Genomic DNA, 26,343 nt, shown 5'->3' with positions numbered 1-26,343 from the left:
AGGAACATTATCCTCGCCACCGACTCGGAGATGATAATGTCCAACGCTCCTACACACCGGCTTTTCTTCGCGATCCGTCCGCCGCTGACGCTCGCGCGGCAGATGACCAATGCGGCGCATTGGTTCGGCAATGACGGTCGCGTGCTGCGGCCGGAACATGTCCATGTCACCGTCGATATCGTCGACGATATCGAGGAGGTGGAGGCGCTCGAGCAGCGCATGAGGAAGATCGGCGACGCGGTGGCATATGGCGCGTTTCAGGCACGCTTCGATCTCGCCGTCGGCAGTCCGCGATCGATCGCGCTGCGGCCACGCCACCGTATCGGTGGGTTGTATGCGCTTCGCGAGCGGATCGTGCGTCGCCGGCAAGCTGCGGGAATCGCCGAACGGCGCGGCTATCGCTTCAGCCCGCATACCACGCTCGGCTACTGGCAGGGTCGGTCGTTCAGCGAACGGATCGCGCCGGTCGAATGGGACGTGCGCGAATTCGTGCTGATCCACAGTCATCTCGGCCAGACGCGGCATGAAGTCATTGGCCGTTGGGCGCTCGGCGGCGAGGCTGGACATGAAGAGGTCGATGAGGATCAGCTGAAATTGCTGTGATTGCCATGCCGGGCGCGGCGGCTAGGGTGGCTTATGGCTAATTCTCGCAAGCAATCCGCGTTGAGCACGTTCCTGAAAGATGAGGCGGCGGGCGGCATCGTGTTGATCGCCGCCGCGATGCTGGCGATGATTGCGGCAAATTCGCCGCTCGCCACAGCCTATTTCCACTTTCTGCATCTCGAAACCGGCCCGATAATCGCGCCCGCGCTCGGTGCCATGACGGTGCATTTGTGGATCAACGACGGATTGATGGCGCTGTTTTTCCTGCTCGTCGGTTTGGAGATCAAGCGCGAGCTGATCGACGGCCGGCTCGCCAGTCCGGCGCGGCGGCGCTTGCCGATCGTCGCGGCGGCGGCGGGCATGATTGTGCCCGCGCTGATCTATCTTGTAATCACTTGGGGTGACGTGGCGCTCCGCCCCGGCTGGGCAATCCCGGCGGCGACCGATATCGCATTCGCGATCGGGGTGATGGCATTGCTCGGCCCGCGTGTGTCGCCCGCGCTGAAGCTGTTCCTGACCACCGTCGCGATCGTCGATGACATGGGCGCGGTCGCGATCATCGCGGTTGCCTATAGCCATGGCCTGGATCTCGGTGCGCTGGCCGCCGCCGCCGGAGTGCTTGCGATCATGGCGGCGATGAGTCGGCACGGCATCCGCGCGCTCACGCCATATCTCGCCGCTGCCGCTTTGCTCTGGTGGCTGATCCTGTTGTCGGGCGTGCATGCGACCGTTGCCGGGGTCCTCGCCGCCGCTTTTATTCCGATCACGCCGAGCCCCGGCGCGCCGGACGATGTGCATTCGCCGCTCCACCGACTCGAACACGCTCTCAGCCCATGGGTCGCGTTCGTCATTGTGCCTGTGTTCGGCTTTGCTAATGCCGGGGTCGCACTTGGTGGCATGGCGCTATCGGTCCTGGCCGAGCCGCTGGTGATCGGCGTAACGGCGGGCCTGTTTCTCGGGAAGCAGGTCGGTATCCTCGGCGGTATCGCCTTGGCCGAGCGATTGAAGATCGCGCAGCGGCCTATGGGCACAAGCTGGGCGCAACTCTATGGCGTGGCCCTGCTCGCCGGGATCGGCTTCACCATGAGTCTGTTCATCGGTGGTCTTGCCTTCCCCGGCGAAGCGGTGCTGATCGACAAGGTCAAGATCGGCGTGCTCGTCGGATCGATCCTGTCGGCGGTGGCCGGCTTCCTCGTGTTGCGCTTCGCGGCACCCACGCCAAAGGCGGATGGGGCGATATGATTCGAGCATTCTTCGACCCCCGCCAACTGGCTCATGCACCGCGCAAGGAGCTGCACAATGGCGGGTTCATCGATTATGCGGAGACGCCCGTTCGCGCCGAAGCGATTCGTGCGGTGCTGCCCGGCCTCGAATTGCCCGCCGATCATGGCGACGCGCCGATCCTCGCAGTCCATGACGCCGGTTATGTCGATTTCCTGAAAACCGCGCCCGAACGCTGGGCCGCGGTCGGTCGTCCCGGCGACGTGATGGGTTATATCTGGCCGATCGTCGGCCGGCGTCCGTTGAAGCTCGACCGCATCGATGCGTTGGCCGGGCAATATAGCCTGGATGCCTCCACCCCGCTGACCGCCGACACCTGGGGCGCGGCGTATTGGAGTGCGCAGAGCGTGCTCTCTGCGACTCACGCCGTGCTCGGCGGCGATCGCGTGGCGTTCGCGCTGTGCCGCCCACCCGGCCATCATGCCGGTGCGGATTATCTCGGCGGCTATTGTTACCTCAACACAGCCGCAATCGCTGCCCAGACCGCGCGCGATGCGGGGGCCAGGCGCGTCGCGATCCTCGATATCGATTATCACCACGGCAATGGCACACAGGACATTTTCTGGGATCGTGGCGATGTCTTCTATGCTTCGATCCACGCCGACCCGGCGACCGATTATCCGTTTTTCTGGGGCCATGCCGATGAAATCGGCGAAGACGATGGACAGGGCACCACGCTCAATCTGCCACTACCGCAGGGCGCGGCGCTCGGTCTTTTTCGAGATGCACAAGCCACGGCGCTGGAGGCGATTGCGCGCTTCGGTCCCGACCTTCTGGTGGTCAGCTTCGGTGCGGACACCTGGGAAGGCGATCCGATCTCGGCGTTCAAGTTGACCACCGGCGATTATGCGATGCTCGCACGCGACATCGCCGCCTGCGGCTGGCCGACGGTCATCGCGATGGAGGGCGGCTATGCGGTCGATGCGTTGGGCGCGAACGTGAAGAGCTTGCTCGATGGCTTCTGATACGCGAAGCGCATGATCGGACACTGATCGCTATCGTGCGCGCCGATCATACCGGCGAATATGGCGCGCTCCGAATCTACCGTGCGCAGATCGCCATTGCTCGCCGAATCGCGCCCGATCCATTAGCTGAGGGCGATCGCTTGGGCGAAGCCATATCGGTATGGGATAAAGAGACATCTGGCGCTCCGAGCCTGATCAGGGTTCGCTCGATGTGCCATATCTCCTTGAGTCCTGGTGTTGCCCAAAGTCGCCAGTCACTGGATTAAGTATCTCATATATAGGCAAAATATCAGAAGTCACCCCAAGCGGCAGCGCGAGATATGTTACACTGCCGGTGTGACATATCTCGGCGCTCGTCCCTATGGCGTCGGTGACGATTCAACCAAGGCACAGTATCTGGTCTTTCATTCCTCGCTGGACCTGAACCGGCTTGCTCTTTCCTATCGTCGAGACAGCATTGCCACAGAGCGACGAGCGCAAGGCCTCGCAGTTGCGGCCTTAGAGTCCGAACCATTCGAGCGCGCCGGGCAGGTCGCCCGCGGCGAAATCGATCTGCAGCACGCGGCGCCGCCTCGGTCTGGCGGCCACCTCCGACGCATGCAGGATCAGCGTCGCGTAGAGCCACACATCGCCGCGCTGGGCGAGGCAGGCGATGGTGCCGCATCGTTCGACCACCGCATCGATCTCCGGTTCGGCGATCCGGCCGAGCCGGTGCGACCCCGGCGCGATCAGCAGCGGGGCATTGTCGGCGGGGACGGCATCGAGATGCACGCGCATCGTCACCATGCCGGCGAGCAGTTCGGCCGGCGGCGCGACATGGGTCATCCCGGCCTTGACCGTCCATGGCCCGAACCCCGGCGTTTCACGGCGTTCGCGCACCACGATCGTGCGATCCTGATGCCAGCCCAATGCCCAGTTGGTCGCTTCGGTCTTGTCGAACAGGATCGCTCGAACCGGCCGGCACCCGGCGCCCAGATATTGTACGGTCAGCGCGCCGAGTGGGCCCTCGCTCGCCAGTAACGGCGCGAGCGCGTCAACACCCTGTAGCCTGATCCCGGCACGGTCCGGTGGCTGGCGATCGGCCAAGGCATCGAGCGCGACAAGACTCGAAAGGGCGGCGCGACCACACCGCACCGCCCCATCTTGTTCGAGCGTGAGATTCAAGGATCAGAGCTTTTCGGTCAGCTCCGGCACGATCTTGAACAGATCGCCGACCAGTCCGATGTCCGCGACCTGGAAGATCGGGGCGTCCTCGTCCTTGTTGATCGCGATGATCGTCTTCGAATCCTTCATCCCCGCGAGATGCTGGATCGCACCGGAAATACCGATCGCGATATAGACTTCGGGGGCGACAATCTTGCCGGTCTGGCCGACCTGATAGTCGTTCGGGACATAACCCGCATCGACCGCGGCGCGCGATGCGCCGACGCCGGCGCCAAGCTTGTCGGCGAGCGGTTCGATGATCGAGTGAAAGTTTTCCGCATTCTGCAGCGCGCGGCCACCTGAGACGATGATCTTCGCCGAGGTGAGTTCTGGACGCTCCGACTTGGCGATCTCGCTGCCGACATAGGTCGACTTGCCGGCATCACCGGTCGATGCGACCTTCTCGATTGTGCCCGATCCGCCCGAGGTCGCAGCCTTTTCGAACGCGGTACCGCGCACCGAAATGACCTTCTTCGTGTCCTTCGACTGCACCGTGGCGATCGCGTTGCCGGCATAAATCGGGCGCGTGAACGTATCTTCGCTCTCGACCGACAGGATGTCGCTGATCTGCATCACGTCGAGCAACGCGGCGACGCGCGGCGCGATGTTCTTGCCGTTCGACGTCGCGGGGACGAGGAACGCGTCATGATCGGCCATCAGCGCGACGACCAACGGCGCGACATTTTCGGCCAGCGCATGCGCATAGGCCGCGTCATCGGCGACATGCACCTTGCCCACGCCGGCGATCTTGGCGGCTTCGGCGGCGACGCCGTCCACGCCTTGCCCTGCGACGAGCAAATGCACTTCGCCAAGTTGCGACGCGGCGGTGACCACGGCGAGCGTGGCGTCCTTGACGACCTTGCCGTCATGTTCGACCCAGACGAGCGTCTTCATTTCGCGACTCCCATCGCCTTGAGTTTAGCCACCAGCTCATCGACATCGGCAACCTTGACGCCGGCGGTGCGCTTGGCCGGCTCGACCACTTTCAGCGTAGTCAGGCGCGGGCTCACATCGACGCCGTAATCGGCCGGGGTCTTCTGCGCCATCGGCTTGGATTTGGCCTTCATGATGTTGGGCAGCGACGCATAGCGCGGCTCGTTGAGACGCAAATCGGTGGTGATGATCGCGGGCAACGAGAGCTTCTCGGTCTCCGAACCGCCATCGACTTCGCGCGTCACGGTGACGCTGTCCGATGCGAGCTCGACCTTCGAGGCGAACGTCGCCTGGCCGACGCCGAGCAGGCCGGCGAGCATCTGCCCGGTCTGGTTGTTGTCGTCGTCGATCGCCTGCTTGCCGAGAATGACCAGATCGGGCTTCTCTTCCTCGACGATCTTGGCGAGCAGCTTGGCCACGCCCAGCGGCTCGACCCTCTCTTCCGAGACGATCAGGATCGCGCGGTCGGCACCCATGGCCAGCGCCGTGCGCAGCGTTTCCTGCGCCTTCTGCTCGCCGATCGACACGACGACGATCTCTGTGACACCCTTGTCTTTCAGACGGATGGCTTCCTCGACCGCGATCTCGTCGAACGGGTTCATGCTCATCTTCACGTTCGCCAGATCGACGCCCGTCCCGTCCGCCTTCACGCGGGGCTTCACATTGTAATCAAGCACCCGCTTGACCGGCACCAGCACCTTCATTGCATCTTCTCCGTGTGACCTAATGCGTTCCTGGGGAGAAACAGCTCAGGCAGCAGCTTTGACTTCAGCGACGATCTTGCGTGCCGCGTCGCCGAGATCATTGGCGGGAACGATCGCCAGGCCCGAGGTCGAGAGGATGCGCTTGCCCTCTTCGACATTGGTCCCTTCCAGGCGAACCACCAGCGGTACCGAAAGGTTCACTTCCTTCGCCGCCGCGACGATGCCGTCGGCGATGATATCGCACTTCATGATGCCGCCGAAGATGTTGACCAGGATGCCCTTCACCGCCGGATCGGCGAGGATGATCTTGAACGCCGCGGTCACCTTCTCCTTTGAAGCGCCGCCGCCGACGTCGAGGAAGTTGGCCGGGAACATGCCGTTGAGCTTGATGATGTCCATCGTCGCCATGGCGAGGCCGGCACCATTGACCATGCAGCCGATATCGCCGTCGAGCTTGATGTAAGCGAGGTCGTACTTCGACGCTTCGAGCTCGGCCGGATCTTCTTCGCTTTCGTCGCGCAGCGTCATCAGGTCGGGGTGGCGGAACATCGCATTGCCGTCGAAAGCGACCTTGGCGTCAAGCACCAGCAGCTGCCCGTCATCGGTGACGGCAAGCGGGTTGATCTCGATTTGCTCGGCATCGGTGCCGAGGAACGCATCGTACAGCTTGGAAGCAGTCGATGCGGCCTGCTTGGCGAGGTCGCCCTCAAGGCCAAGTGCATTGGCGACGGCGCGGCCGTGATGCGGCATGAAGCCGGTCGCGGGATCGATGTCGAAGGTCTGGATCTTTTCCGGCGTGTCGTGCGCGACGGTTTCGATGTCCATGCCGCCCTCGGTCGACACGACCATCGAGATACGGCCCGACGCGCGGTTGACCAGCAGCGCGAGGTAGAATTCCTTGGCGATGTCGACGCCGTCGGTGATGTACAGGCGATTGACCTGCTTGCCATGCTCGCCGGTCTGGATCGTCACCAGCGTGTTGCCGAGCATGTCGGCCGCCGCGGCGCGAACCTCGTCAGCGGTCTTGGCCAGCCGCACGCCGCCCTTGGCGTCGGGACCGAGTTCCTTGAACTTGCCCTTGCCGCGTCCACCGGCATGGATTTGCGCCTTCACGACATAGAGTGGCCCGGGCAGCTTCGCGGCGGCGGCGACCGCCTCGTCGACGGTCAGCGCGGCAAAGCCTGCCGGTACGGGGACGCCGAACTTGGCGAGCAATTCCTTGGCCTGATATTCGTGGATGTTCATGGGGGCGGGCGCCTCTTCAGGAAAATCGATGTTGCAAGGGGCCTTAAGCACAGCGCGTCAAGTGAATCCACCCCTTGGGATGGACGCAAGTCGTCTTGGCTCAGCCGCCGAGCCCGGCGGCACAAAGCGCCGCCGAACTGGTCGTCACGCGAAGGATCTGCGGGTCATTGAGCGAGCGGACGCGGTAGAGGAACTGGTCGAGGTCGCGCGACGCCTTGGCTTTGCCCAGTCCCGACAGGCGGCGTAGCTGCAGCAGCGAGAGCCGGTCGACCATCCGTCCTGCCATGCAGCCGGCGACCGGTTGCGGCACGCCGGCATTGATCAGGCCGTTACGAGTAAGCATCTCGGGGCTCGAACACGCAGAGAGGGCGAGCATCAGGCCCAGCGCCGCCCCCACCCCCTTACTGGATTGTAACCCGGATCTGAATGTGGAGTCGCGCACAGCTTCACCTCGCAATAAGCCCATCCGCCCGCTATATCGCGTGCCATGCACTGGACAATCGGCCTGCCGCTGTTTTTCGCGACGATCCTCGCGATGGAGCTCGTCGCCTATGTCGCGCATCGCTGGGTGATGCATGGATTCGGCTGGTTCCTGCACGAAAGCCATCACCGCGCGCGCGCCGGTAATTGGGAGCTGAACGATCTCTATGCGGTGATTTTCGCAGTGCCGTCCTTCGTGCTTCTGCTCGGTGGCGCGCAACTCGGCTGGTGGCCGGGCTTCATCTGGATCGGCGCCGGCATCGCCGGTTATGGTGCGATCTATTTCGGCTTCCACGACGTTATCGTCCACCGCCGCATCGCAACGCGGTATCTGCCCAGATCATCTTATATGAAGCGCATCATCCAGGCGCATCGATTGCACCATGTCGTCGAGACCAAGGCCGGCACGGTCAGCTTCGGTTTCCTCTGGGCGCCAAAACCAGAGACGCTGAAGACCGAACTCAAGCGCCGCTCGCATGCCGGTGTCCGCGCGCCCGTTCCACGGCCGGACGCCGTCCCCGTCGATTGACCGAATCGCCGCTGTTTTTCGCGCTCGCGGTGCCAGCCGTCATTCTGCTCGGCCTGTCCAAGGGCGGGTTTGCGGGCATGGGCGCGCTGTCCTTGCCGATGATGGCGCTGGCGATTTCGCCGGTGCGCGCCGCGGCAATCCTGTTGCCGATCCTGATCGTGCAGGACGTGGTCGGTGTCTGGGCGTTCCGCAAGACATGGGATCGCTACGTGCTCGTCTGGATGCTACCCGGCGCAGCGCTTGGCATATTGCTCGGCTATTTTTTCGCCGCGCAGGTATCGGCCGATGCGGTACTCGGTCTGGTCGGCGTGATCTCGCTGCTGTTCGGCGGGTACCGCCTCTGGGCCGAACGCGGCGGCATGTTCCGTGCCTCGTCGCGCTCGCCCGGTTGGGTCGGGGCGCTGTGCGGAATCGCCTCGGGCTTCACCAGCCAAATCGCCCATGCCGGCCAGCCACCGTTCCAGGTCTGGGTCCTGCCGCGCCGGCTCGAACGCGACGTGCTGGTCGGCACCACCGCGATCTTTTTCGCCATCGTCAACTGGGCGAAGGTGCCGGCCTATTGGGCGCTTGGCCAGTTCAGCCACGATAATCTCATGGCCGCTGCGATGCTGTTACCGGTGGCCATCGCTTCGACGCTGGCCGGTGTCTGGCTCGTGCGCTGTATCGCGCCTGACCGCTTCTATGCCGCGATCTATGTGCTGATGATGCTCGTCGGCGCCAAGCTCATCTGGGATGCGCTTAGCTGAATTCTGTTCGAGCGGAGGTAGGGAAGGGGGTGCGCGATCAATCGAACAGCGACGACACCGAACTTTCATCGGCAATCCGCTTTATCGCCTCGCCGAGAAGTGGCGCGATGGTCAGATGGCGGATGCGCTTGGCGTCCTTGATCACCTCATGGCTGCCGATCGAATCGGTGATCACCAGTTCCTCCAGCTCGGATCCTTCGACCCGTGCGACCGCGCCGCCCGACAGCACGCCGTGCGTGACATAAGCGACGACACCCTCGGCGCCCGCTTCCTTCAGCGCGGCGGCGGCATTGCACAATGTGCCGGCCGAATCGACGATATCGTCGATCAGGATGCAGAAGCGGCCCTCGACTTCACCGATGATGTTCATCACCTCCGATTCGCCGGCACGCTCGCGGCGCTTGTCGACGATCGCCAGCGGCGCGTTGTTCAATCGCTTGGCCAATGCGCGGGCACGCACCACGCCGCCGACATCGGGCGACACGATCATGATGTTCTTGTCACCGAAGCGCGTCAGAATATCCGCCGACATGACCGGCGCGCCATAGAGATTGTCGGTCGGGATATCGAAGAAACCCTGAATCTGTCCGGCGTGAAGGTCGATCGACAGCACCCGGTCGGCGCCCGCCACGGTGATCAGATTGGCCACCAGCTTGGCTGAGATCGGCGTGCGCGGTCCTGGTTTCCGGTCCTGCCGGGCATAGCCGAAATAGGGCACCACAGCGGTGATCCGCTTGGCCGATGCGCGCTTCAGCGCATCGATGCAGATCAGCAATTCCATCAGATTGTCGTTCGCCGGATAACCGGTCGATTGCAGCACGAACACGTCCTCGCCGCGGACATTCTCATGAATTTCGACGAACACTTCCTCGTCGGCGAAGCGCCGCACGCTCGCCTCGGTCAGCGGAATCTCGAGATAGGCCGCGACATCGCGCGCCAGGGGCAGATTCGAATTGCCGGTCAATAATTTCATCTCGACGAACTCCCGCGACCCCGATGAAGCGGCTCTTAGCCAGCACTTGCGCATGACGAAAGGGGCGTGACGATTTCGTGACGGCCAAATGCACAAGCTGGCACGGCGCGGCGTGCGCGGCTAAGGCGCTGTGCATGACCGTGATCACCCGTTTCGCCCCCAGCCCGACCGGAAACCTGCACGTCGGCAATATTCGCACCGCGCTCCACAATTGGCTGTGGGCGCAGAAGAATGGCGGGCAATTCTGGCTGCGCATCGACGATACCGATGCCGAGCGCAGCGAAGAGGCGTTCGTCACCGCGATCCGTGCCGATCTCGACTGGCTCGGCCTCGCGCGCGATGGCGAGGAGCGGCAATCGGCGCGCTTCGCGTTGTATGAAGCACGCTTCGCGGCGTTGCGTGACGCCGGTCATCTCTATCCTGCCTATGAAACCGCGCAGGAACTCGACCTGAAACGCAAGATCGCCGCCGGGCGCGGCCTGCCGCCGATCTACGATCGCGCCGCGTTGGCGCTGAGCGATAGTGATCGCGCCGCGCTCGAGGCCGATGGCGTCCGGCCGCATTGGCGCTTCAAGCTCGATCATTCGACACCGATCGAATGGGACGATATCATTCGTGGTCATCAGCGTTTCGATGCCGCGACGATGAGCGACCCGGTGATCCGCCGCGCCGACGGATCCTGGCTCTATATGCTGCCCTCGGCGATCGACGATGCGGATATGGGTGTCACCCATGTCGTGCGTGGTGAGGACCATGTGTCGAACACCGCGCTGCAATTGCAGATGTTTGCCGCGATGGGCGCAATCCCGCCCGCCTTCGCGCATGAGGCGCTGCTGGTCGGCAGCGAGGGCAAATTGTCCAAGCGCCTCGGCTCGCTCGGCGTCAACTCGTTCCGCGAAAAGGGTATCGAGCCCCAAGCGATCCGCGCCTTGCTCGCGCGGTTGGGGACCAGCGATCCGGTCGAGCCGATCGGCGACATGGCACCCTTGATCGAGAGCTTCGATTTCGCCCGCTTCGGCCGCGCGCCGGCACGCTTCGATGATGCCGAGCTCGCCGCGCTCAACACGCGCCTCGTCCATGGCCTGGATTTCGACACCGTCGCCGATCGCCTGCCGGCCGGCATGGGCCGCGCGGAATGGGAAGCGGTGCGCCCCAATCTCGCGATCGTCGCCGACTCGGCCGATTGGTGGCACGTGATCGAGGGGCCGATCGATTCGATCGTCGACGCCGCCGATCGCGAGTTTCTGGCCGATGCGGCGCGAATCGCGGCCGATCTCGACTGGAGCGCCGACCCCTGGCACGCGCTGACCTCCGCGCTGAAAGCATCAAGCGGACGCGGCGGCAAAACCCTGTTCCTGCCGTTGCGCCGCGCACTGACCGGGCGCGATCATGGCCCCGATATGGCCGCCCTGATGCCGCTGATCGGCCGCGAGCGCAGCGTGGAGCGCCTTATCAAATAACGGTCGTCTGGCAGGTAATATTATATCCTTGCATCCAATTAGTGATGATGTATCATCGCTCAATAATCCGGCAGCAGACCGGTTGGTGCCCCTCAAGGAGATGATGGAGACGGCCAATGTACGCGGATCGATATGGCAAGACCGGGATCAAGCCCGGTTCGCTCAGTGTCGCAATCGGATTGAACGGCGCGATCCTCGCCGCGCTGATTTTCTCGGCGCCGGAGATAACGAAGAAGATCGAGACTGTCCTCACGACAACCAATATCCCAATTCCGCCGCCGCCGCCCCTTGAGCCGATCAAGCCGAAGGTCGACCCCAAGGTCGAGCCGAAACAAATCCGGCCGACCCCCCGAGACCAAATAGTGGCGCCCGATCCAGTCGTTCTGACTGGCGCCGCGACGACCGACTTCGTCACCAAGACGACGATCGACCCGATCGCACCGCCCGGGACGGGTGGCATGGGTACGATCGTCGAACCGATCCGCTTGCCGACCTTGACCGACGCGACGCGCGACTCGAGATACGCCAATGCGTTTCAGCCGACCTATCCGGCGGCAGAGCGGCGCGCGGGCAATGAAGGGCGCGTCGTGGTTCGCGTGCTGATCGGCACCGATGGCCGGGTGAAGCAGGTCGAGAAGGTCAGCGCGGCGAGCGACGCCTTTTTCGAGGTGACCGAACGCCAGGCGCTGAACAAATGGCGCTTCAAGCCGGCCGCGCGAGACGGCGTCCCGCAGGAATCTTGGCAGATCCTGAGCGTCAGCTTCCGGCTCGATGAGGATGGTTGAATGAGTCAGGCGCGCGGGGCTGGCATCGCCGCCCGCGCGCGCCTATCTTTGCGCTCATGAAGGTCCTTCGTCATTTCAACATTTTCCGCGCATTCACCGACCTGCGCGGCTTCCTGCGTGAGCGCCGGCCGCACGAACTGGGTTTCCTGCTGCTGTCGGTTGCACTGTTCGGCACGATCCTGGTCGGCTTCACGATCGATAGCCATGAAGAGCGGGTTTATCAGCCCAACATCATCTATGTTCAGCAATGGCCGGCATCGCGCACCGATGCGGAGATCCGCGCGCAACAGAAGATCGACGGCCCGATCGAGGCCAAGCGCCGCGCCGATGAAGAGGCGCAACGCGTAAAGACCCAACAGGAATTCAAGCGGTTGAACGACAAGCTCGAAAAGATCGGCATCTGAGCGGGACCACACGAGCCGATTTTCGCTGGATGGGCGCCACGCTCGCCCTCGCCGAGCGCGGTCGCGGTCGTACCGCCCCCAATCCCAATGTCGGCTGTATCATCGTTAATGACGGACGCGTCGTCGGGCGCGGCTGGACCCGGCCCGGCGGCCGTCCCCATGCCGAGGCGATCGCGCTGGCGGCAGCCGGCGAAAGCGCTCGCGGCGCGACCTGTTACGTTACGCTGGAACCCTGTGCGCATGCCTCGCCGCGCGGACCGGCATGCGCCGATTCGCTGATCGCGGCGGGCGTGGCGCGCGTCGTGATCGCGCTCCGCGACCCCGATCCGCGCACTGACGGCCTTGGCATGGCCAGGCTGAGGGATGCCGGAATCGCGGTCACCGATGGTCTCCGCGCGGTCGAGGCACGGCGTTCGATTGCTGGATTCCTGTTGCGTCAGGCGCTTGGCCGGCCGCTTGTGACGTTGAAACTGGCGCTGTCGCTCGACGGCGCGGCCGCGCTGGCTGACGGATCAAGCCAATGGATCACCGGTCCCGAGGCGCGCGCTCACGTCCATCTCGAGCGCTCGCGGCACGAGGCGATGCTGGTCGGCCGCGGCACCCGGCAAGCCGATTCACCAGCGCTCGACGTCCGCCTGGCCGGACTGGAACAGCGCAGCCCGCGCCGTGTGCTGCTGTCGGCCACACCGGAAGATGGCTGGGAGCATATCGCCGCGCCCGAACAGATTGCCCTACTGTCGGGCGTCGACCACTTGCTCGTCGAGGGCGGCGCGCAAACCGCCGCTGCCTTCCTCTCCGCCGACCTGGTCGATCGTCTGCTGCTCTACCGTGCTCCGATCATCGTCGGCGGTGGCCGCACCCTGCCCGATATCAGCCTCGGCGATCTGGCCGACGCGCACGGCCGGTGGCGGCTCGAAGACAGCCGCATGCTTGGCAGCGACCGGCTCGAAGTCTACGAGCGCCAGATCGACAAGTGCGTCGCGGAGCCCGTCTGAATGTTCACTGGCATCATAACCGATATCGGCACGATCATAGCGATCGAGATGCGGGGCGATATGCGCCTACGCATCGCGACCGCTTACGACATGGATACGGTCGATCTCGGTGCGTCGATCTCATGCTCCGGCGTGTGCCTGACGGTGGTCGACAAGTCCGCCAGCGGCACGCCCGGCTGGTTCGCGGCCGACGTATCGGCCGAAACGATCAGCCGCACCGCGCAAGGCCAATGGACCGAGGGGCGGCGGCTCAATCTGGAACGCGCGCTGAAGCTGGGCGAGGAGTTGGGCGGCCATATCGTCACCGGTCATGTCGACGGCATCGGTGAGGTCGTGTCGATCGCCGACGAAGGGGGATCCAAACGGATCCGCATCGCCGCCGGGCCCGACATCGCGCCGTTCGTAGCTGCCAAGGGATCGGTCACGCTCGACGGCGTGTCGCTCACCGTCAATGAGGTGGAGGATAGTGATGGCAGCGTCACGATCGGCGTCAATATCATTCCACATACCGCCGCGGTGACCACTTTCGGTGCGCTTGCGGTCGGCCATGCGATCAATATCGAGATCGATGTGCTGGCGCGCTATCTCGGCCGGATGCGGCAGCTGCTTCCAACCTGATCGCCTGCGATCACGGCAATGTGATTTCTCGATTGACGATCACATTTCAATGTGATTAAGTTGGATCATGAGCACCCAATTAATCGAAAAACTGCGCGGCCTCGTCACTGACGGCGGCATGTCGCGTTCTGGCCTCGCCCGTGCGGCGGGGCTTCACGCCAACACGCTGCGCGATCTCGACCAGCCCGACTGGAACCCGACCGCCGATACGCTGCGCAAGCTAGAGACCTTCATCTTCTCGAATGACGACACGCCGGCGTTGGTTTCGATCGAGGAGATCATCGACGAGGCGCGCAACGGACGCATGTTCATCCTGGTCGATGACGAAGACCGCGAGAATGAGGGCGATCTGATCATCCCGGCGCAGATGGCGACGCCCGATGCGATCAATTTCATGGCGACTCACGGCCGCGGCTTGATCTGTTTGTCGATGACCAAGACGCGGGTCGATGCGCTCGGTCTCGAGCTGATGAGCCGTGCCAATGGCACGCGGCACGAAACCGCCTTCACCACCTCGATCGAGGCGCGCGAGGGCGTGACCACGGGCATTTCCGCCGCCGATCGTGCGCGCACCATCTCGGTCGCAATCGACGCGGGCAAGGGCAAGGAGGACATCGTCACACCCGGCCATGTCTTCCCGCTGGTCGCGCGCGATGGCGGCGTGCTGGTCCGTGCCGGCCATACCGAGGCGGCTGTCGATGTCGCGCGGCTGGCCGGGCTCAACCCGTCGGGCGTGATCTGCGAGATCATGAAGGACGACGGCACCATGGCGCGGATGGACGACCTCGTCGCCTTCGCCCGGCTGCATAATCTCAAAATGGGCACGATCCGTGACCTGATCGCCTATCGCCGCAAGCACGACCATCTGGTCGAAAAGCGCGCGGAAATGGTTTTCGAGAGCAAATGGGGTGGCGACTGGCGTGCGATGACCTTCTTCAACAAGGCCAGCGGTGATGAGACTATCGCGCTGGTGAAGGGCTATATCGATCCCGACGCTCCGACGCTGGTGCGGATGCATACCGCATCCTATTTCGTCGATATGTTCGGGGAGATGTCGGAGCGGTCGGGTCTGTTGTCGCGATCGATGGAAATGATCGCGGAAGCCGGGTCGGGTGTGATCGTGGTGATCAATCGGCCGATGAAAGACAGCCTGTCACGCTTCATCAAGCTGCGCGGCGAAGGTAAGGGCGCGGGCGCGCCGGAGATCGAGGAACTGCGCGACTATGGCGTCGGCGCGCAGATTCTCGCCGAACTTGGCGTGCAGGACATGGTGTTGCTGACCAACACGCACCATACTCTGGTCGGGCTCGACGGTTATGGTCTGTCGATCGTCGGCGAGCGTGCAATTCCCGGTACCGGAGGCGAATAATGCGCTCCGGGATCGATGAAGCCAGCGATCCCAAATATGCCCTTATCGAGCGTGAGCGCCGTTGGCTGGTCGATTCCGCAACTCGACCGGATCTTGCGGCGCAGCGCTTCACGCTGATCGAAGACCGGTACATCACAGACACCCGTTTGCGGCTGCGCCGTATGACCGACAGTGCGACTGGTGCATCGTCGCTCAAGCTCACCAAGAAATACGATGCCGCCGATCCTCTCGCCCGTCCGATCATCACGGCCTATCTGACCGAAGCCGAATTCGCGGTGTTCGACCGTCTCCCGGGCGCCTCGCTGACCAAGCGTCGTTATAAGGTGGCCGCGGGTGCAAACATGTTCGGCGTCGATCAGTTTCTTGGATCGCTGGCGCCGCTTGAACTCGCGGAGATCGAATGGCCCGACGACGACGGTCTGCGTGCTTTGCATCCGCCGATATGGGCGATACGCGACATCAGCGACGACCCGCGTTATCAAGGCGGCGCACTATCCCATTCCGGACTTCCCAAGGACTAGACGTGGCAAAATTCCTGATCGTCGAGGCACGATTCTACGACCATCTCAACGACCTGCTGATCGCGGGCGCCCGTGGCGCGATCGAGGCGGCTGGACACAGTCATGAGACAATTACCGTACCCGGCGCGCTGGAGATTCCCGGTGCCGTGGCCCTGGCCGCGGACAGCGGTGCCTATGACGGCTTTGTCGCGCTCGGCGTCGTGATTCGCGGCGAGACCTATCATTTCGAGATCGTCGCGGGCGAAAGTGCGCGCGGGCTGATGGCCCTGTCGATGGACGGTGTCGCGATCGGTAACGGCATCCTGACCGTCGAGAACGAGGCGCAGGCGCTCGCGCGTGCGCGCCCTGCCGAAAAAGACAAGGGTGGCGAGGCGGCCAAGGCAGCGATCGCCATGTTCGAGTTGAAGGGCCGCTTCGGCTGATGGCGCTGCCCGTGCTGTTCACCGAACGCCTGATCCTGCGGCCGGTCGCCGCGGAGGATTTCGAGGATTGGGCACGTTTCCACGCCGACGAGACGGCGATGCGGTTTCTCGGCGGCGTGCAGCCGCGCAGCCTCGCCTGGCGCGGGCTGTGCGCGATGGCCGGCGCCTGGTCGATTCGCGGCTTTTCGATGTTCTCGCTGGTCGAGCGCGACAGCGGGCGCTGGATCGGGCGCGCCGGTCCCTGGCAACCGGAGGGCTGGCCGGGCACTGAGGTCGGGTGGGGCGTGCTGCCCGAATTTGCAGGCAAGGGCCTTGCGTTCGAGGCGGCGACCGCGGCAATCGACTATGCGGTCGATGTGCTGCGCTGGGACGATGTGATGCATTCGATCGACCCCGACAATGCGCCATCGATCGCGCTTGCGCGCAGGCTTGGCGGCATCAATCGCGGCCCAACCCGCCTGCCGCCGCCATTCGAAGCCGACCCGGTCGACAATTGGGGGCAGAGCGCGACGGCGTGGGGTGCGCGACGTTCGGCCGGGGCCAGCTGAGATGAACGGGGTGCCGACATCCCGTTACCGGGTGATCGAGAAGGATCGCCGACTCTTCGTGATCGACACCTGGGCCGATGGTGGCAGGCCGGAACACTCCCCGGTTTCACCGCCGTCTAGAACCGTGCCGCTACTGCCCGCCGCGCCCCCGAAACTGGGGCTTCCGAAACTAGCGCTTCCGAAACAAACCCGTTTCGACGGGAGCGCGGAGGTAACCACCCACCCTTTTTACGATGATCGCGCGCCGCGCACGATCAAGTTCGACGCGGCCAGCATGCAGACGCTCGGGCGTGTGAAGATCGGCATGGTGGTCGCATCGTTCGCCTTTGTGCTGGTCGTGATCGACAACCCCTGGTTCCTCGCCGCTCCGTTCGTCCTGCTCAACCCCGCGATACGAAAAGGCGTGCGCAAGGCCGTCACCGCTTGGCTCGACCGGATCGAGCACGAAGCCGCCCAACCCTGACTTTCAATTGCCCCCGTCCTTACTTATACTGATGTAAGTAAGGAGATCGGCATGGCGTATGCGCATAGTTTCAAGGCCAATCCGCACTGGCTACCCCGGCCGAAATCGAATGCGCTGAGCACGATTCCAGGTGAGAACGGCCTGCCCTTTATCGGCAACACGCTGCGCCTGCTCAAGGACCCGGTCGGCTTCGGCAAGCGCATGGCGACCACCTATGGTAAAGTCTATCGCAACAACAGTTTCGGCGGGCCCAACCTCGTGCTGCTCGGGCCCGAGGCGAACGAACTGGTGCTGTTCGATCGCGAGAGGATATTCTCGTCGGAACAGGGCTGGGGGCCGATGCTCAACCTGCTTTTTCCGCGCGGGCTGATGCTGATGGATTTCGAGAAGCACCGTGCCGACCGCAAGATATTGTCGGTCGCGTTCAAACCCGAACCGATGCGCCATTATGCCGAGAGCCTGAATGCCGGCATCGCGGCTCAGGTCAGTGGATGGGCCAACAAGCCGATCAATTTCTACGACGCGATCAAGGCGTTGACGCTCGATCTCGCTGCCGATGCCTTTCTCGGCATGCCGCTCGGCGAGGAAGCCGACCGAATAAACCAGGCGTTCGTCGATGAGGTTCAGGCGACGATCGCCCCGGTGCGCATTCCGCTGCCCGGCACGATGATGCGCAAGGGCGTCAAGGCGCGCGAATATCTCGCGGAAATGTTTGCGCGCGAAATCCCCAAACGGCGCGCGAGCGGAGCCAAAGGAGAAGGCGGCCAGGATTTCTTTTCGCAATTCTGCCGTGCGATCGATGATGACGGCGCGCCGCTCAGCGATGCCGCGATCATCGATCATATGAACTTCCTGATGATGGCCGCGCACGATACGATCACCTCGTCGGCAACGAGTTTGGTCATGCTGCTTGGCCGCCATGTCGACTGGCAGACCCAGCTGCGCGAGGAGATCGTCTCGATCGGCCTCAATGATGGCGGCGGCGTGCCGACCGGACAGCTCGAGCGGTTGGTCCTGACCGATTATGCCTTCAAGGAAGCGCTGCGGCTGATCCCGCCGGTTCCGTCATTGCCGAGGCGGGCGTTAAAGGGTTTCAGCTTTGGCGGTTACGACATTCCTGCCGGCACCTTCATCGGTGTCAATATCGCCTACACCCATCAGATGCCCGAACTCTGGCCCGATCCGACCGCTTTCGATCCGCTGCGCTTCACGCCGGAGGCGAGCAAGGGCCGGCACAAATATGCCTGGGTGCCGTTCGGCGGCGGCGCACATATGTGCCTGGGGCTGCACTTCGCGACGATGCAGATCCGCATCTTGATGGCGCAATTGCTCAGCCGTTACCGCATCGAGCTCGATGCGGGATCGGGTGACGAATGGCAGGCCTGGCCGATTCCCCGGCCCAAGGACGGGTTGCCGCTGCGGTTCGTGCCGCTCGACTGAACGACACGAACCGGACGCACGCTTATGCCGCCGCGACGCCTTCCAGCGCGGGATAGTCGGTATAACCCTCGGGCCCCTGGCTATACCAGGTGCGCGGGTTTGACGGGTTGAGCTCGGCACCCTCGCGCAAGCGCTCAGGCAGGTCTGGATTGGCGAGGAAGGTGCGGCCGAACGCGATCGCATCCGCCGTACCCGCATCGATCACTGCCTGCGCCTCTGCGACGGTCGTATAGTCGGAATTGAGCACCAGCGGTCCGCTGAACACCTGGCGGATCGCGGGCGACAGCTTGGGTATGTCGGTGCGGCCGAATGTTCCGTCCGGGCCGGGCTCGCGCAGTTCGAGGAAAGCGATGCCGATCTCGTCGAGCGCCCTGGCCGCAGTGGTGAACAATTTGTCCGGGCTGCTGTCGTCGACACCCTGTGATTCGCCATTGGGGGAAAGGCGGATCGAGGTGCGGTCGGCGCCCGCGACCGAGGCGACGCGCTCGACGACTTCGCGCATCAGGCGGACGCGATTCTCGATGCTGCCGCCATAGATGTCGTCGCGGAAATTGGCGTTGTCGCGCAGGAATTGATCGAGCAGATAGCCGTTCGCGCCATGGATCTGCACGCCGTCGAACCCGGCGGCGAGCGCGTTGCGCGTCGCCAGTTCATAATCGTTCAACAGCCGCGGAATCTCGTCGATCTGCAGCGGCCGCGCGGTTTCGAAATCCTGCTTGCCCTCATAGGTATGCGCCTGGCCGGCGGTGGCGGTGGCGGAGGACGATACCGGCTGGCCGCCGATCACGGACGAATGAACCTGACGGCCCATATGCCACATCTGCACGATGATGCGCCCGCCGGCGGCATGGACCGAGTCGGTCACCGGCTTCCACGCCTCGACCTGCTCGTCGGCCCATAAACCTGGCGCGAACGGCCAGCCCAGACCCTCGCGGCTGATCCCGGTCGCTTCGGTGATGATCACGCCCGCGCTGGCGCGTTGCGTGTAATATTCGACCATCAAATCGGTCGGGACCGCGTCCTTGTTTGCACGGCCGCGCGTCAGAGGAGCCATGAGGATGCGGTTGGGGGAATGGATCGCGCCAAGCTGGATCGGGTCGAACAGACTGGGCCCGGATTTGATCGGCATTACGTTTCCTTTTGCTACCTGACTACGCACAGATAGGGGGCTAAGGCGCGCCCTGCACCTCTCTAACCCCAAGAAAAACTAGTATGGCTGATACCAACGCAACTCACGCGCCACACCGCCTGGCATTCGCGGCATTGATCGCCGCCAATATTCTGCTCGCTTTCGGGCCGTGGTTCGTGCGCCTCGCCGATACTGGGCCGGTCGCTGCCGGATTCTGGCGCGTGACGCTCGCCGCGCCGTTGTTGTTGGCTGCGGCATTTGCCGGTGGTTGGCGGCCGGTTGGCCTGGGCAAGGGACTATGGTTGATGATGGCCATTGCCGGGATCAGCTTTGCTGCCGACCTGGCGAGCTGGCATATCGGTATCCTGCGCACCACGCTCGCCAACGCGACGCTGTTTGGTAATGTCGCGACATTGATCTTCCCGATCTATGGTTTCCTGGTCTTGCGCGCCTGGCCGACTCGAATGCAGGGCATTGCGCTGATCCTCGCCGCGATCGGCGCGATGCTGCTGATGGGCCAGTCCTACAGCCTCAATCCGCGCAACCTGATCGGCGACCTGCTTTGCCTGTTCGCCGGCATCCTCTACACGCTCTATTTCATCTGCATGGCGCGCGCGCGCGATATCATGTCGCCGCTGCCCGCGCTGGCGCTGGCGACGATCGCCGGCATGCTGCCGCTACTGGCCTTTGCCTGGGTTTTGGGTGAGCGGATCCTGCCCAGCGACTGGACACCGCTGATCGGGCTCGCGCTGGCCAGCCAGGTGTTCGGCCAGGGGCTGATGATCTATGCGCTAGGCCAGCTCTCGCCGCTCGTCGTCGGCCTTGGCCTGCTCACCCAACCAGTCGTTGCCGCGACGGTCGGCTGGGTGGTTTATAATGAGCGGCTCGGCACGGCCGACTGGGTTGGCGCGGTGTTGGTGGCGATCGCGCTGGTGCTGGTGCGGCGCTCGCCCCGTCCGGCGGTGCTTGCGTCCGACGGGATGGAGCCTAGATTGATACCCGAGGAACTCGCTCCGGAGGAGACGCCGCGATGACCGATGCGCTGCCACAGGATCCGACGCTGGACGAAATACGCGATGTGCTCGCGCCGTTGATCGCCGCCAACGCCGCGTTCGACGGTTGGGGCGATGCCGCGCGCGATGCGGCTGCCGATGCGGCCGGAGTTGATCGTGATATCGCGTTGCTCGCCTTTTCCGACGGCCCGGTCGACATGATCGATGCTTGGTTCACCAGCGTCGATCGCGCGATGCTCGCTGCGCTGCCGCCCGAGACGCTGGCGACAATGAAGGTTCGCGCGAAGATCGCTGGTCTGGTCGAGGCGCGCCTTGCCGCCACCGCCCACAATCGCGATGCGCTGCGCCGCGCGCTGGCGATCCTCAGCCTGCCACAGAATCTCGTGCGCGGGGCGAAGCTCGGCTGGCGCGCCGCAGATGTGATGTGGCGCGCCGCGGGCGACACCGCGACAGATTACAATCATTATACCAAGCGCACGATCCTCGCCGGCGTCTATGCCACGACCCTGACCGTGTTCCTCGATGATGCGAGCGTCGGCCATGTCGATACCAGCGCTTTCCTGTCGCGCCGCATTGACGGCATCATGCGCTTCGAAAAGGCCAAGGCCGGGTTCCTGTCGCGAACCGAGAATATGCCGAGCCTGTCGCGCTTTGTTGGCCGGCTGCGTTATCCGGTGGTGTGATTCCGCTGGCGTCCGCCAACAGTTATTGATAATCAGTCGCATCATGGACGCCGTCACCACCATCATTCCAATCAGTCTCGAGTCGCTACCGCGCGGTCAGCGCGCGACCGTCGCGGGAATCAACTGGCAGGGTCTGAGCATTCCCGAGGCGCGGCGCCTGCGCGAACTCGGCTTCGACGAGGGCGTCGGGATCGAAGTGCTGCACCGCTCGCCACTCGGTCAGGGGCCGATGGCGTGCCGGATCGGCCGGATGACGGTGGCGCTGCGCCGGGCCGTGGCCGGTACGATCCATGTTGCCCCTGTCGCTGGATAAATGACGTCGATCCCATTGGTGGCGCTGGTCGGTAATCCCAATGCCGGCAAGAGCGCATTGTTCAACGCGCTAACCGGCGCGCGACAAAAGGTCGGCAATTATCCCGGCGTCACGGTCGAACGCCATTCGGGAAAGCTCGCGCTTGCCGATGGCCGACCGGTGGAACTGGTCGACCTGCCCGGCGCCTACAGCCTTGATCCCTCAAGCCCGGATGAACGCGTGACGCGCGATGTGGTGACGGGAACTCAGATCGGCGAACGGTTGCCCGATGCGATCGTCATCGTCGTCGATGCCGCCAATCTCGACAATCACTTGCGCTTCGCGTTGCAGCTGATTGCGCTTGGCCTGCCGGTTGTGGTCGCGCTCAACATGATCGACCTGGCCCTGCGCGACGGGCTGACACTCGATGCCGCCAAGCTTTCGGCCGAGCTCGGCGTGCCGGTAATCCCGACCGTGGCGGTGCGCCGGCGCGGGCTCGATGAGCTCAAATCCGCGCTGACCGGAGTGATCGGGTCGGGCGCCGCGCTGCGACTGCGTTCGAGCGAAGGCCATGTCGGCGAGGACATCGTCACCCTGCAGCGTCGTGCGCGCAGCATTGCCGCCGCCTCGACCATTTCCGAAACTGCGGTGCGGCGCTGGACTCATATGCTCGACGCGGTCGCGCTGCATCCGGTGGCTGGTCCGATCCTGTTGATGGCGATCCTGTTCATCATGTTCCAGGCAGTGTTCGCCTGGTCGGAAACCCCGATCGGCTGGATCGAATCGCTGTTCGCCTGGATCGAGAGCGGCGTCGGCGTCGCGCCGGTACCGGCCGTTGTCCGATCGATGCTGGGCGATGGCGTCATTGCCGGGATTCGTTCTTTCCTGAGCGATGGCGTCATTGCCGGGGTCGGCGCGGTGATCGTGTTCCTGCCGCAAATCCTGATCCTGTTCACGTTCATCCTGGTGCTCGAGGCGAGCGGTTACATGGTCCGCGCGGCATTCATGATGGACCGGCTGATGGCCAGTGTCGGCCTTTCAGGACGCGCCTTCATCCCCTTGCTCTCCTCCTTCGCCTGCGCGGTGCCCGGGATCATGGCGACGCGCTCGATCGACGATGAGAAGGACCGGCTGACCACGATCCTGATCGCGCCGCTGATGACCTGCTCCGCGCGTCTGCCGGTCTATACTTTGGTGATCGGCGCGCTGATCCCCAATACGCGCCTGCTACCTTTTGTCGGGCTGCAGGGGCTGGTGATGCTTGGCCTTTATGTGCTCGGCGTTGTCGGGGCGTTCTTCGCGGCGCTCGCCCTGCGCCGCACGGTGACCAAGGGTCCGTCGTCGGGTTTCATGATGGAAATGCCGAAATATCAATGGCCCCGCCTGGGCGATGTCGCGCTCGGGCTGTGGAGCCGGGCGCTGATCTTCCTGAAACGCGCCGGCACGACAATCGCGATGACCGTTGCCTTGCTCTGGGTGCTGGCGAGCTATCCGGTCGCGCCGGCGGGGCAGCGCCAAAGCGAATATTCGATCGCCGGCCGAATCGCCAGCGGGATCGAGGTGGTCGTCGCGCCGATCGGCTTCAATCACGACATCGCGCTATCCCTGCTGCCTGCGATGGCCGCACGCGAGGCGGCGGTCGGTGCGATGGCGACGGTCTATGCAATTGACAATCCCGAAGACGCGGCCGGCCAGGGCAAGCTGTCGGAGAATCTGCGCGGCCGCTGGACCCTGCCGACGGCGCTCGCCTTCCTGATGTGGTTCGTGTTTGCGCCGCAATGCATCTCGACCATCGCCGTCACAAGGCGCGAGACCAATGGATGGAAATGGCCTGCCTTCATGGTTGGCTATTTGTTCGCGCTCGCCTACATCGCTGCAGGGGCGACCTATTGGGCCGCCATTGGACTCGGATTGTAGGAAGAAGTTATGGCGGGCAGCGTCAACAAGGTCATCATCGTCGGCAATCTCGGGCGCGACCCCGAAAGCAAGAGCTTCCAGAACGGCGGCAAGGTGGTGAATCTGCGCATCGCCACGTCCGACACATGGAAGGACAAGAATACCGGCGAGCGCAAGGAAGCGACCGAATGGCATTCGGTGGCGATCTTCAACGAAGGCCTGGCCAATGTCGCGGAGCGTTATCTGCGCAAGGGGTCGAAAGTCTATATCGAAGGCGCGCTGAAGACTCGCAAATGGCAGGACGCGCAGGGCCAGGATAAATATTCGACCGAGATCGTGCTGCAGGGCTTCAACAGCGTTCTGACCATGCTCGATGGTGCGCCCGGTGGCGGTGGCGGCACGGGTGGCGGTGGTGGCGCGCGTGACGATTTCGGTGGCGGCAACGACTTTGGCGGCGGTTCGGGCGGCGGCTATGACGGCGGGGGCGGCAACCGCGGCGGTGGATCGACGGGCGGCGCGAGCCGGGGCAGTTTCTCGGACGATCTTGACGATGATGTACCGTTTTGATGACGAATTGCCTTGAGCCGGCGGTTTTGAACCCGAAACGGCTGATGGGCGTTGTCTTGATCGCATGATTGACCTCACATCCACCGATACGCCGGCCACGAGCGGCTGGCGCATCGACGAATCGGCCCGCACTGCGGCATTGGCCGAACACGATATCGAATCTCTGCGCGACGATTCGGGGCTTAAATCGATCACCGATTTCGCCGCCGCCTTATGCGACGCGCCGATCGCGCTGGTCAGCCTGGTGGAGGAGCGGCGCCAGACCTTCCTGGCGCGGACCGGACTGGAGGCGAGCGAGACGCCGCGCGAAACCTCTTTCTGCGCGTTCGCGATGCTCGGCGATGACGTCATGGTCGTGCCCGATGCGACGCGCGATCCGCGCTTCGCAGATAACGTGCTGGTCACCGGCGAGCCCAATATCCGCTTCTATGCCGGTGCGCCGCTGATCGCGGATGACGGCACCCGGCTCGGCTCGCTCTGTGTGATCGATTCGGTACCGCGTGCGGGGCTGACGCCATTGCAGCATCAGGGACTGAGGACGCTGGCCGGGTCGGTGATGGCGCGGCTCAACGACAGTCGCGACGCGGCGGTGTGGCGCGACACCGAAAATGCCAATCACCGCGCTTTATCGGAAAGCCATAACCGCTTCCGCGTCCTCGCCGATTCGATGCCGCAGATGGTCTGGTCGACCCTGCCTGACGGTTATCACGACTATTATAATGCGCGCTGGTACGAATTCACCGGCATGCCGGAGGGCTCGACCGACGGCGTGGAATGGAACGGTATGTTCCATCCCGACGATCAGGAGCGTGCCTGGACCAGCTGGAAGCGCTCGCTCGATACCGGGGAGCCCTATCAGATCGAATACCGCCTGCGTCGCAACGACGGTGTCTTTCGCTGGACGCTGGGTCGCGCGCTGCCGATTCGTGATGAAGCGGGCGCGATCACGCGTTGGTTCGGCACCTGCACCGACATCCATGAGCAAAAGGAATCGAGCGAGGAGCGCGAGATCATCGCGCAGGAACTGAGCCACCGAATCAAGAACATCTTTGCGGTGATCTCGGGCCTGATCAGTTTCGCCGCCCGGATGAACCCGGGTTTCTCACCGATCGCCGACGATCTGCGCTCACGCGTGACGGCGCTCGGCCGTGCGCATGATTTCGTCCGCCCGCACAGCGCCCAGTCGCGTCCGGCGCTGGCGCAGACTAGCCTGCACGGCCTGCTCGACGAACTGTTCCGGCCCTACCAGCCGATCGAAGGTAATCGCGTCGCGATCACCGGCGCCGATGTCGAGATCGACGATCGCTCAGCCACCCCACTTGCCCTGCTGTTTCATGAGCTGGCGACCAACGCGACCAAATATGGCGCGCTGTCGAACGACCTCGGCCGGATCGATCTCGATTGTACAATCGACGGCGATCAGGTGCTGCTGAACTGGCTGGAATGCGGTGGCCCCGCCGTAACGGCGCCGCCGGCCAGCAACGGCTTCGGTTCGCAACTGATCGAAATGAGTGTCGTGCGGCAATTGGGCGGCGGGATCGACCGGTCATGGGATCCGGCCGGGCTGCGCGTCAATGTGCGCATCCCGAAATCGGCGTTCAGCCGGCGCCAGTAGCGCCGTCGAGCAACACAAAATCGTCATTGGCGCCAATCTGCGCCTCCGCCGACGCACAAGCGAGTGCCGCAGCCGCCAGGATTGCCGATTCGCTGAACGGTTTGCGCACATAGCCCAGCGCGCCACTTGGATTGGCGATCTGCCCCGGATTGGCGGTCACGAATACCACTTTGATACCGTAATCGGCCGCCAGCGTTCGGGCGAGGTCCGGGCCAGTGGCGCCGTCGCGCAGGTTGATATCGACTAGCGCGAAGCTGCAATCGTCCGCCGCCTCGATCGCGCCAGGCCGGTCCGCCGCGATCGCCTTCACCTTATAGCCCGCATCTATGAGGATGCGTTCCAGGTCCAGAGCGACGAAGATTTCGTCTTCGACAATAAGCGCGGTTGCGGACATTAAATGGTCGGTTCCAAAGCGTTTGATAGGCTCAGAACAGAGAAGTACCCGCTAAGTTCCTTGATCG

31 protein-coding genes are annotated in these 26,343 nt (G+C 63.8%); 23 read left to right on the top strand and 8 right to left on the bottom strand.

All coding sequences use genetic code 11. The features are described 5' to 3' along the window. Positions 1-36 precede the first annotated feature (36 nt). From ACVWZA_RS00715 to ACVWZA_RS00700, 4 genes are read left to right on the top strand one after another with little or no spacing between them, the layout of a single operon-like run. A complete protein-coding gene (locus ACVWZA_RS00715) occupies positions 37-603 on the top strand; it encodes a 2'-5' RNA ligase family protein (RefSeq protein WP_457309241.1) in 567 nt (188 codons plus the stop codon). Positions 604-636: 33 nt separating this feature from the next. Then, the gene (gene nhaA, locus ACVWZA_RS00710) at positions 637-1,845 is read left to right on the top strand and encodes a Na+/H+ antiporter NhaA (protein ID WP_457309240.1); all 1,209 of its coding nucleotides are present in this window, start codon (positions 637-639) and stop codon (positions 1,843-1,845) included. Next, on the top strand, positions 1,845-2,849 hold the full coding sequence (locus ACVWZA_RS00705) for a histone deacetylase family protein (RefSeq protein ID WP_457310031.1): 1,005 nt from the start codon (positions 1,845-1,847) through the stop codon (positions 2,847-2,849). Before nhaA ends, ACVWZA_RS00705 begins: the two co-directional genes overlap by 1 nt. Before the next feature lie 35 nt (positions 2,850-2,884). Continuing rightward, positions 2,885-3,115: a demethoxyubiquinone hydroxylase family protein gene (locus ACVWZA_RS00700; RefSeq protein WP_457309239.1), complete on the top strand. Its 231-nt coding sequence runs from the start codon at positions 2,885-2,887 to the stop codon at positions 3,113-3,115. Between the two features lie 232 nt (positions 3,116-3,347). On the opposite strand, the gene ACVWZA_RS00695 is transcribed toward ACVWZA_RS00700, so the two are convergent. The 5 genes from ACVWZA_RS00695 to ACVWZA_RS00675 form a co-directional block, all read right to left on the bottom strand. Next, on the bottom strand, positions 3,348-4,013 hold the full coding sequence (locus tag ACVWZA_RS00695) for a phytanoyl-CoA dioxygenase family protein (RefSeq protein ID WP_457309238.1): 666 nt from the start codon (positions 4,011-4,013) through the stop codon (positions 3,348-3,350). A 3-nt stretch (positions 4,014-4,016) separates the two neighbouring features. Then, positions 4,017-4,946, bottom strand: coding sequence for an electron transfer flavoprotein subunit alpha/FixB family protein (locus ACVWZA_RS00690; RefSeq protein ID WP_457309237.1), 930 nt, complete (start codon positions 4,944-4,946; stop codon positions 4,017-4,019). Continuing rightward, the gene (locus ACVWZA_RS00685) at positions 4,943-5,689 is read right to left on the bottom strand and encodes an electron transfer flavoprotein subunit beta/FixA family protein (protein WP_457309236.1); all 747 of its coding nucleotides are present in this window, start codon (positions 5,687-5,689) and stop codon (positions 4,943-4,945) included. The genes ACVWZA_RS00690 and ACVWZA_RS00685 overlap by 4 nt, the downstream gene beginning before the upstream one ends. 45 nt (positions 5,690-5,734) lie before the next feature. Beyond that, positions 5,735-6,934, bottom strand: coding sequence for an ADP-forming succinate--CoA ligase subunit beta (sucC, locus tag ACVWZA_RS00680; protein WP_457309235.1), 1,200 nt, complete (start codon positions 6,932-6,934; stop codon positions 5,735-5,737). Positions 6,935-7,034: 100 nt separating this feature from the next. Beyond that, positions 7,035-7,277, bottom strand: a complete 243-nt coding sequence (locus tag ACVWZA_RS00675; protein WP_457309234.1) for a hypothetical protein — start codon at positions 7,275-7,277, stop codon at positions 7,035-7,037. A gap of 144 nt (positions 7,278-7,421) precedes the next feature. On the opposite strand from ACVWZA_RS00675, the gene ACVWZA_RS00670 reads away from it, so the two are divergent. Both ACVWZA_RS00670 and ACVWZA_RS00665 read left to right on the top strand, forming a co-directional pair. Continuing rightward, positions 7,422-7,943 (top strand): sterol desaturase family protein, encoded by a 522-nt coding sequence (locus tag ACVWZA_RS00670; protein ID WP_457309233.1) that lies wholly within the window; start codon positions 7,422-7,424, stop codon positions 7,941-7,943. Continuing rightward, positions 7,940-8,689 (top strand): sulfite exporter TauE/SafE family protein, encoded by a 750-nt coding sequence (locus ACVWZA_RS00665; RefSeq protein ID WP_457309232.1) that lies wholly within the window; start codon positions 7,940-7,942, stop codon positions 8,687-8,689. The genes ACVWZA_RS00670 and ACVWZA_RS00665 overlap by 4 nt, the downstream gene beginning before the upstream one ends. 37 nt (positions 8,690-8,726) lie before the next feature. Here the strand turns inward: ACVWZA_RS00665 and ACVWZA_RS00660 are convergent, their stop codons facing one another. After that, complete coding sequence (locus tag ACVWZA_RS00660) at positions 8,727-9,662, bottom strand: ribose-phosphate pyrophosphokinase (protein WP_457309231.1); 936 nt, start codon at positions 9,660-9,662, stop codon at positions 8,727-8,729. Between the two features lie 134 nt (positions 9,663-9,796). Between ACVWZA_RS00660 and ACVWZA_RS00655 the strand changes: the two genes are divergently transcribed. The 11 genes from ACVWZA_RS00655 (at position 9,797) to ACVWZA_RS00605 (ending at position 18,687) form a co-directional block, all read left to right on the top strand. Then, on the top strand, positions 9,797-11,122 hold the full coding sequence (locus tag ACVWZA_RS00655) for a glutamate--tRNA ligase (protein WP_457309230.1): 1,326 nt from the start codon (positions 9,797-9,799) through the stop codon (positions 11,120-11,122). 116 nt (positions 11,123-11,238) lie between these two features. Continuing rightward, positions 11,239-11,907: an energy transducer TonB gene (locus ACVWZA_RS00650; RefSeq protein ID WP_457309229.1), complete on the top strand. Its 669-nt coding sequence runs from the start codon at positions 11,239-11,241 to the stop codon at positions 11,905-11,907. Between the two features lie 56 nt (positions 11,908-11,963). Next, entirely contained in the window at positions 11,964-12,311 is a 348-nt protein-coding gene (locus tag ACVWZA_RS00645; protein ID WP_457309228.1) for a hypothetical protein, read from the top strand. Between the two features lie 29 nt (positions 12,312-12,340). Then, positions 12,341-13,306, top strand: coding sequence for a bifunctional diaminohydroxyphosphoribosylaminopyrimidine deaminase/5-amino-6-(5-phosphoribosylamino)uracil reductase RibD (ribD, locus tag ACVWZA_RS00640; protein ID WP_457309227.1), 966 nt, complete (start codon positions 12,341-12,343; stop codon positions 13,304-13,306). Further along, complete coding sequence (locus tag ACVWZA_RS00635; RefSeq protein ID WP_457309226.1) at positions 13,307-13,924, top strand: riboflavin synthase; 618 nt, start codon at positions 13,307-13,309, stop codon at positions 13,922-13,924. Between the two features lie 67 nt (positions 13,925-13,991). Continuing rightward, positions 13,992-15,293 (top strand): 3,4-dihydroxy-2-butanone-4-phosphate synthase, encoded by a 1,302-nt coding sequence (gene ribB / locus ACVWZA_RS00630; RefSeq protein WP_457309225.1) that lies wholly within the window; start codon positions 13,992-13,994, stop codon positions 15,291-15,293. Then, positions 15,293-15,814 (top strand): hypothetical protein, encoded by a 522-nt coding sequence (locus ACVWZA_RS00625; RefSeq protein WP_457309223.1) that lies wholly within the window; start codon positions 15,293-15,295, stop codon positions 15,812-15,814. The genes ribB and ACVWZA_RS00625 overlap by 1 nt, the downstream gene beginning before the upstream one ends. 2 nt (positions 15,815-15,816) lie before the next feature. Further along, complete coding sequence (ribH, locus tag ACVWZA_RS00620) at positions 15,817-16,236, top strand: 6,7-dimethyl-8-ribityllumazine synthase (protein WP_457309221.1); 420 nt, start codon at positions 15,817-15,819, stop codon at positions 16,234-16,236. After that, entirely contained in the window at positions 16,236-16,784 is a 549-nt protein-coding gene (locus ACVWZA_RS00615) for a GNAT family N-acetyltransferase (protein ID WP_457309218.1), read from the top strand. Before ribH ends, ACVWZA_RS00615 begins: the two co-directional genes overlap by 1 nt. 1 nt (position 16,785) lies before the next feature. After that, entirely contained in the window at positions 16,786-17,247 is a 462-nt protein-coding gene (locus ACVWZA_RS00610; protein WP_457309216.1) for a hypothetical protein, read from the top strand. Positions 17,248-17,298: 51 nt separating this feature from the next. Then, a complete protein-coding gene (locus tag ACVWZA_RS00605) occupies positions 17,299-18,687 on the top strand; it encodes a cytochrome P450 (RefSeq protein ID WP_457309214.1) in 1,389 nt (462 codons plus the stop codon). Between the two features lie 22 nt (positions 18,688-18,709). Here the strand turns inward: ACVWZA_RS00605 and ACVWZA_RS00600 are convergent, their stop codons facing one another. Then, entirely contained in the window at positions 18,710-19,816 is a 1,107-nt protein-coding gene (locus tag ACVWZA_RS00600) for an alkene reductase (RefSeq protein ID WP_457309212.1), read from the bottom strand. An 83-nt stretch (positions 19,817-19,899) separates the two neighbouring features. Here ACVWZA_RS00600 and ACVWZA_RS00595 point away from each other — a divergent pair, with 83 nt between their 5' ends. The 6 genes from ACVWZA_RS00595 (at position 19,900) to ACVWZA_RS00570 (ending at position 25,882) form a co-directional block, all read left to right on the top strand. Continuing rightward, positions 19,900-20,850, top strand: a complete 951-nt coding sequence (locus ACVWZA_RS00595) for a DMT family transporter (RefSeq protein ID WP_457309210.1) — start codon at positions 19,900-19,902, stop codon at positions 20,848-20,850. Beyond that, positions 20,847-21,512, top strand: coding sequence for a COQ9 family protein (locus ACVWZA_RS00590; RefSeq protein ID WP_457309208.1), 666 nt, complete (start codon positions 20,847-20,849; stop codon positions 21,510-21,512). The genes ACVWZA_RS00595 and ACVWZA_RS00590 overlap by 4 nt, the downstream gene beginning before the upstream one ends. Before the next feature lie 43 nt (positions 21,513-21,555). Continuing rightward, positions 21,556-21,825, top strand: coding sequence for a FeoA family protein (locus tag ACVWZA_RS00585; protein ID WP_457309206.1), 270 nt, complete (start codon positions 21,556-21,558; stop codon positions 21,823-21,825). Further along, the gene (gene feoB, locus ACVWZA_RS00580; protein WP_457309203.1) at positions 21,826-23,721 is read left to right on the top strand and encodes a ferrous iron transporter B; all 1,896 of its coding nucleotides are present in this window, start codon (positions 21,826-21,828) and stop codon (positions 23,719-23,721) included. Positions 23,722-23,730: 9 nt separating this feature from the next. Beyond that, positions 23,731-24,267: a single-stranded DNA-binding protein gene (ssb, locus tag ACVWZA_RS00575; protein WP_457309201.1), complete on the top strand. Its 537-nt coding sequence runs from the start codon at positions 23,731-23,733 to the stop codon at positions 24,265-24,267. Positions 24,268-24,331: 64 nt separating this feature from the next. Next, complete coding sequence (locus ACVWZA_RS00570; RefSeq protein ID WP_457309199.1) at positions 24,332-25,882, top strand: sensor histidine kinase; 1,551 nt, start codon at positions 24,332-24,334, stop codon at positions 25,880-25,882. Here the strand turns inward: ACVWZA_RS00570 and ACVWZA_RS00565 are convergent. Next, positions 25,866-26,276, bottom strand: a complete 411-nt coding sequence (locus ACVWZA_RS00565; RefSeq protein WP_457309197.1) for a response regulator — start codon at positions 26,274-26,276, stop codon at positions 25,866-25,868. The two genes, ACVWZA_RS00570 and ACVWZA_RS00565, sit on opposite strands and share 17 nt — an antisense overlap. Positions 26,277-26,343 lie beyond the last annotated feature (67 nt).

It is taken from the genome of Sphingomonas sp. UYAg733 (assembly GCF_054057355.1).
This window is presented reverse-complemented; position numbering and strand designations above follow the sequence as displayed.

What these genes read in the sequence shown, in the direction of transcription:
- ACVWZA_RS00715 (WP_457309241.1), top strand. Translation starts at nt 37, where the DNA reads ATGTCCAACGCTCCTACACACCGGCTTTTCTTCGCGATCCGTCCGCCG.
- nhaA (WP_457309240.1), top strand. Translation starts at nt 637, where the DNA reads ATGGCTAATTCTCGCAAGCAATCCGCGTTGAGCACGTTCCTGAAAGAT.
- ACVWZA_RS00690 (WP_457309237.1), bottom strand. Translation starts at nt 4,946, where the DNA reads ATGAAGACGCTCGTCTGGGTCGAACATGACGGCAAGGTCGTCAAGGAC.
- ACVWZA_RS00685 (WP_457309236.1), bottom strand. Translation starts at nt 5,689, where the DNA reads ATGAAGGTGCTGGTGCCGGTCAAGCGGGTGCTTGATTACAATGTGAAG.
- sucC (WP_457309235.1), bottom strand. Translation starts at nt 6,934, where the DNA reads ATGAACATCCACGAATATCAGGCCAAGGAATTGCTCGCCAAGTTCGGC.
- ACVWZA_RS00675 (WP_457309234.1), bottom strand. Translation starts at nt 7,277, where the DNA reads ATGCTTACTCGTAACGGCCTGATCAATGCCGGCGTGCCGCAACCGGTC.
- ACVWZA_RS00670 (WP_457309233.1), top strand. Translation starts at nt 7,422, where the DNA reads ATGCACTGGACAATCGGCCTGCCGCTGTTTTTCGCGACGATCCTCGCG.
- ACVWZA_RS00660 (WP_457309231.1), bottom strand. Translation starts at nt 9,662, where the DNA reads ATGAAATTATTGACCGGCAATTCGAATCTGCCCCTGGCGCGCGATGTC.
- ACVWZA_RS00655 (WP_457309230.1), top strand. Translation starts at nt 9,797, where the DNA reads ATGACCGTGATCACCCGTTTCGCCCCCAGCCCGACCGGAAACCTGCAC.
- ACVWZA_RS00650 (WP_457309229.1), top strand. Translation starts at nt 11,239, where the DNA reads ATGTACGCGGATCGATATGGCAAGACCGGGATCAAGCCCGGTTCGCTC.
- ACVWZA_RS00645 (WP_457309228.1), top strand. Translation starts at nt 11,964, where the DNA reads ATGAAGGTCCTTCGTCATTTCAACATTTTCCGCGCATTCACCGACCTG.
- ribD (WP_457309227.1), top strand. Translation starts at nt 12,341, where the DNA reads ATGGGCGCCACGCTCGCCCTCGCCGAGCGCGGTCGCGGTCGTACCGCC.
- ACVWZA_RS00635 (WP_457309226.1), top strand. Translation starts at nt 13,307, where the DNA reads ATGTTCACTGGCATCATAACCGATATCGGCACGATCATAGCGATCGAG.
- ribB (WP_457309225.1), top strand. Translation starts at nt 13,992, where the DNA reads ATGAGCACCCAATTAATCGAAAAACTGCGCGGCCTCGTCACTGACGGC.
- ACVWZA_RS00625 (WP_457309223.1), top strand. Translation starts at nt 15,293, where the DNA reads ATGCGCTCCGGGATCGATGAAGCCAGCGATCCCAAATATGCCCTTATC.
- ACVWZA_RS00615 (WP_457309218.1), top strand. Translation starts at nt 16,236, where the DNA reads ATGGCGCTGCCCGTGCTGTTCACCGAACGCCTGATCCTGCGGCCGGTC.
- ACVWZA_RS00610 (WP_457309216.1), top strand. Translation starts at nt 16,786, where the DNA reads ATGAACGGGGTGCCGACATCCCGTTACCGGGTGATCGAGAAGGATCGC.
- ACVWZA_RS00605 (WP_457309214.1), top strand. Translation starts at nt 17,299, where the DNA reads ATGGCGTATGCGCATAGTTTCAAGGCCAATCCGCACTGGCTACCCCGG.
- ACVWZA_RS00600 (WP_457309212.1), bottom strand. Translation starts at nt 19,816, where the DNA reads ATGCCGATCAAATCCGGGCCCAGTCTGTTCGACCCGATCCAGCTTGGC.
- ACVWZA_RS00595 (WP_457309210.1), top strand. Translation starts at nt 19,900, where the DNA reads ATGGCTGATACCAACGCAACTCACGCGCCACACCGCCTGGCATTCGCG.
- ACVWZA_RS00590 (WP_457309208.1), top strand. Translation starts at nt 20,847, where the DNA reads ATGACCGATGCGCTGCCACAGGATCCGACGCTGGACGAAATACGCGAT.
- ACVWZA_RS00585 (WP_457309206.1), top strand. Translation starts at nt 21,556, where the DNA reads ATGGACGCCGTCACCACCATCATTCCAATCAGTCTCGAGTCGCTACCG.
- feoB (WP_457309203.1), top strand. Translation starts at nt 21,826, where the DNA reads ATGACGTCGATCCCATTGGTGGCGCTGGTCGGTAATCCCAATGCCGGC.
- ssb (WP_457309201.1), top strand. Translation starts at nt 23,731, where the DNA reads ATGGCGGGCAGCGTCAACAAGGTCATCATCGTCGGCAATCTCGGGCGC.
- ACVWZA_RS00570 (WP_457309199.1), top strand. Translation starts at nt 24,332, where the DNA reads ATGATTGACCTCACATCCACCGATACGCCGGCCACGAGCGGCTGGCGC.
- ACVWZA_RS00565 (WP_457309197.1), bottom strand. Translation starts at nt 26,276, where the DNA reads ATGTCCGCAACCGCGCTTATTGTCGAAGACGAAATCTTCGTCGCTCTG.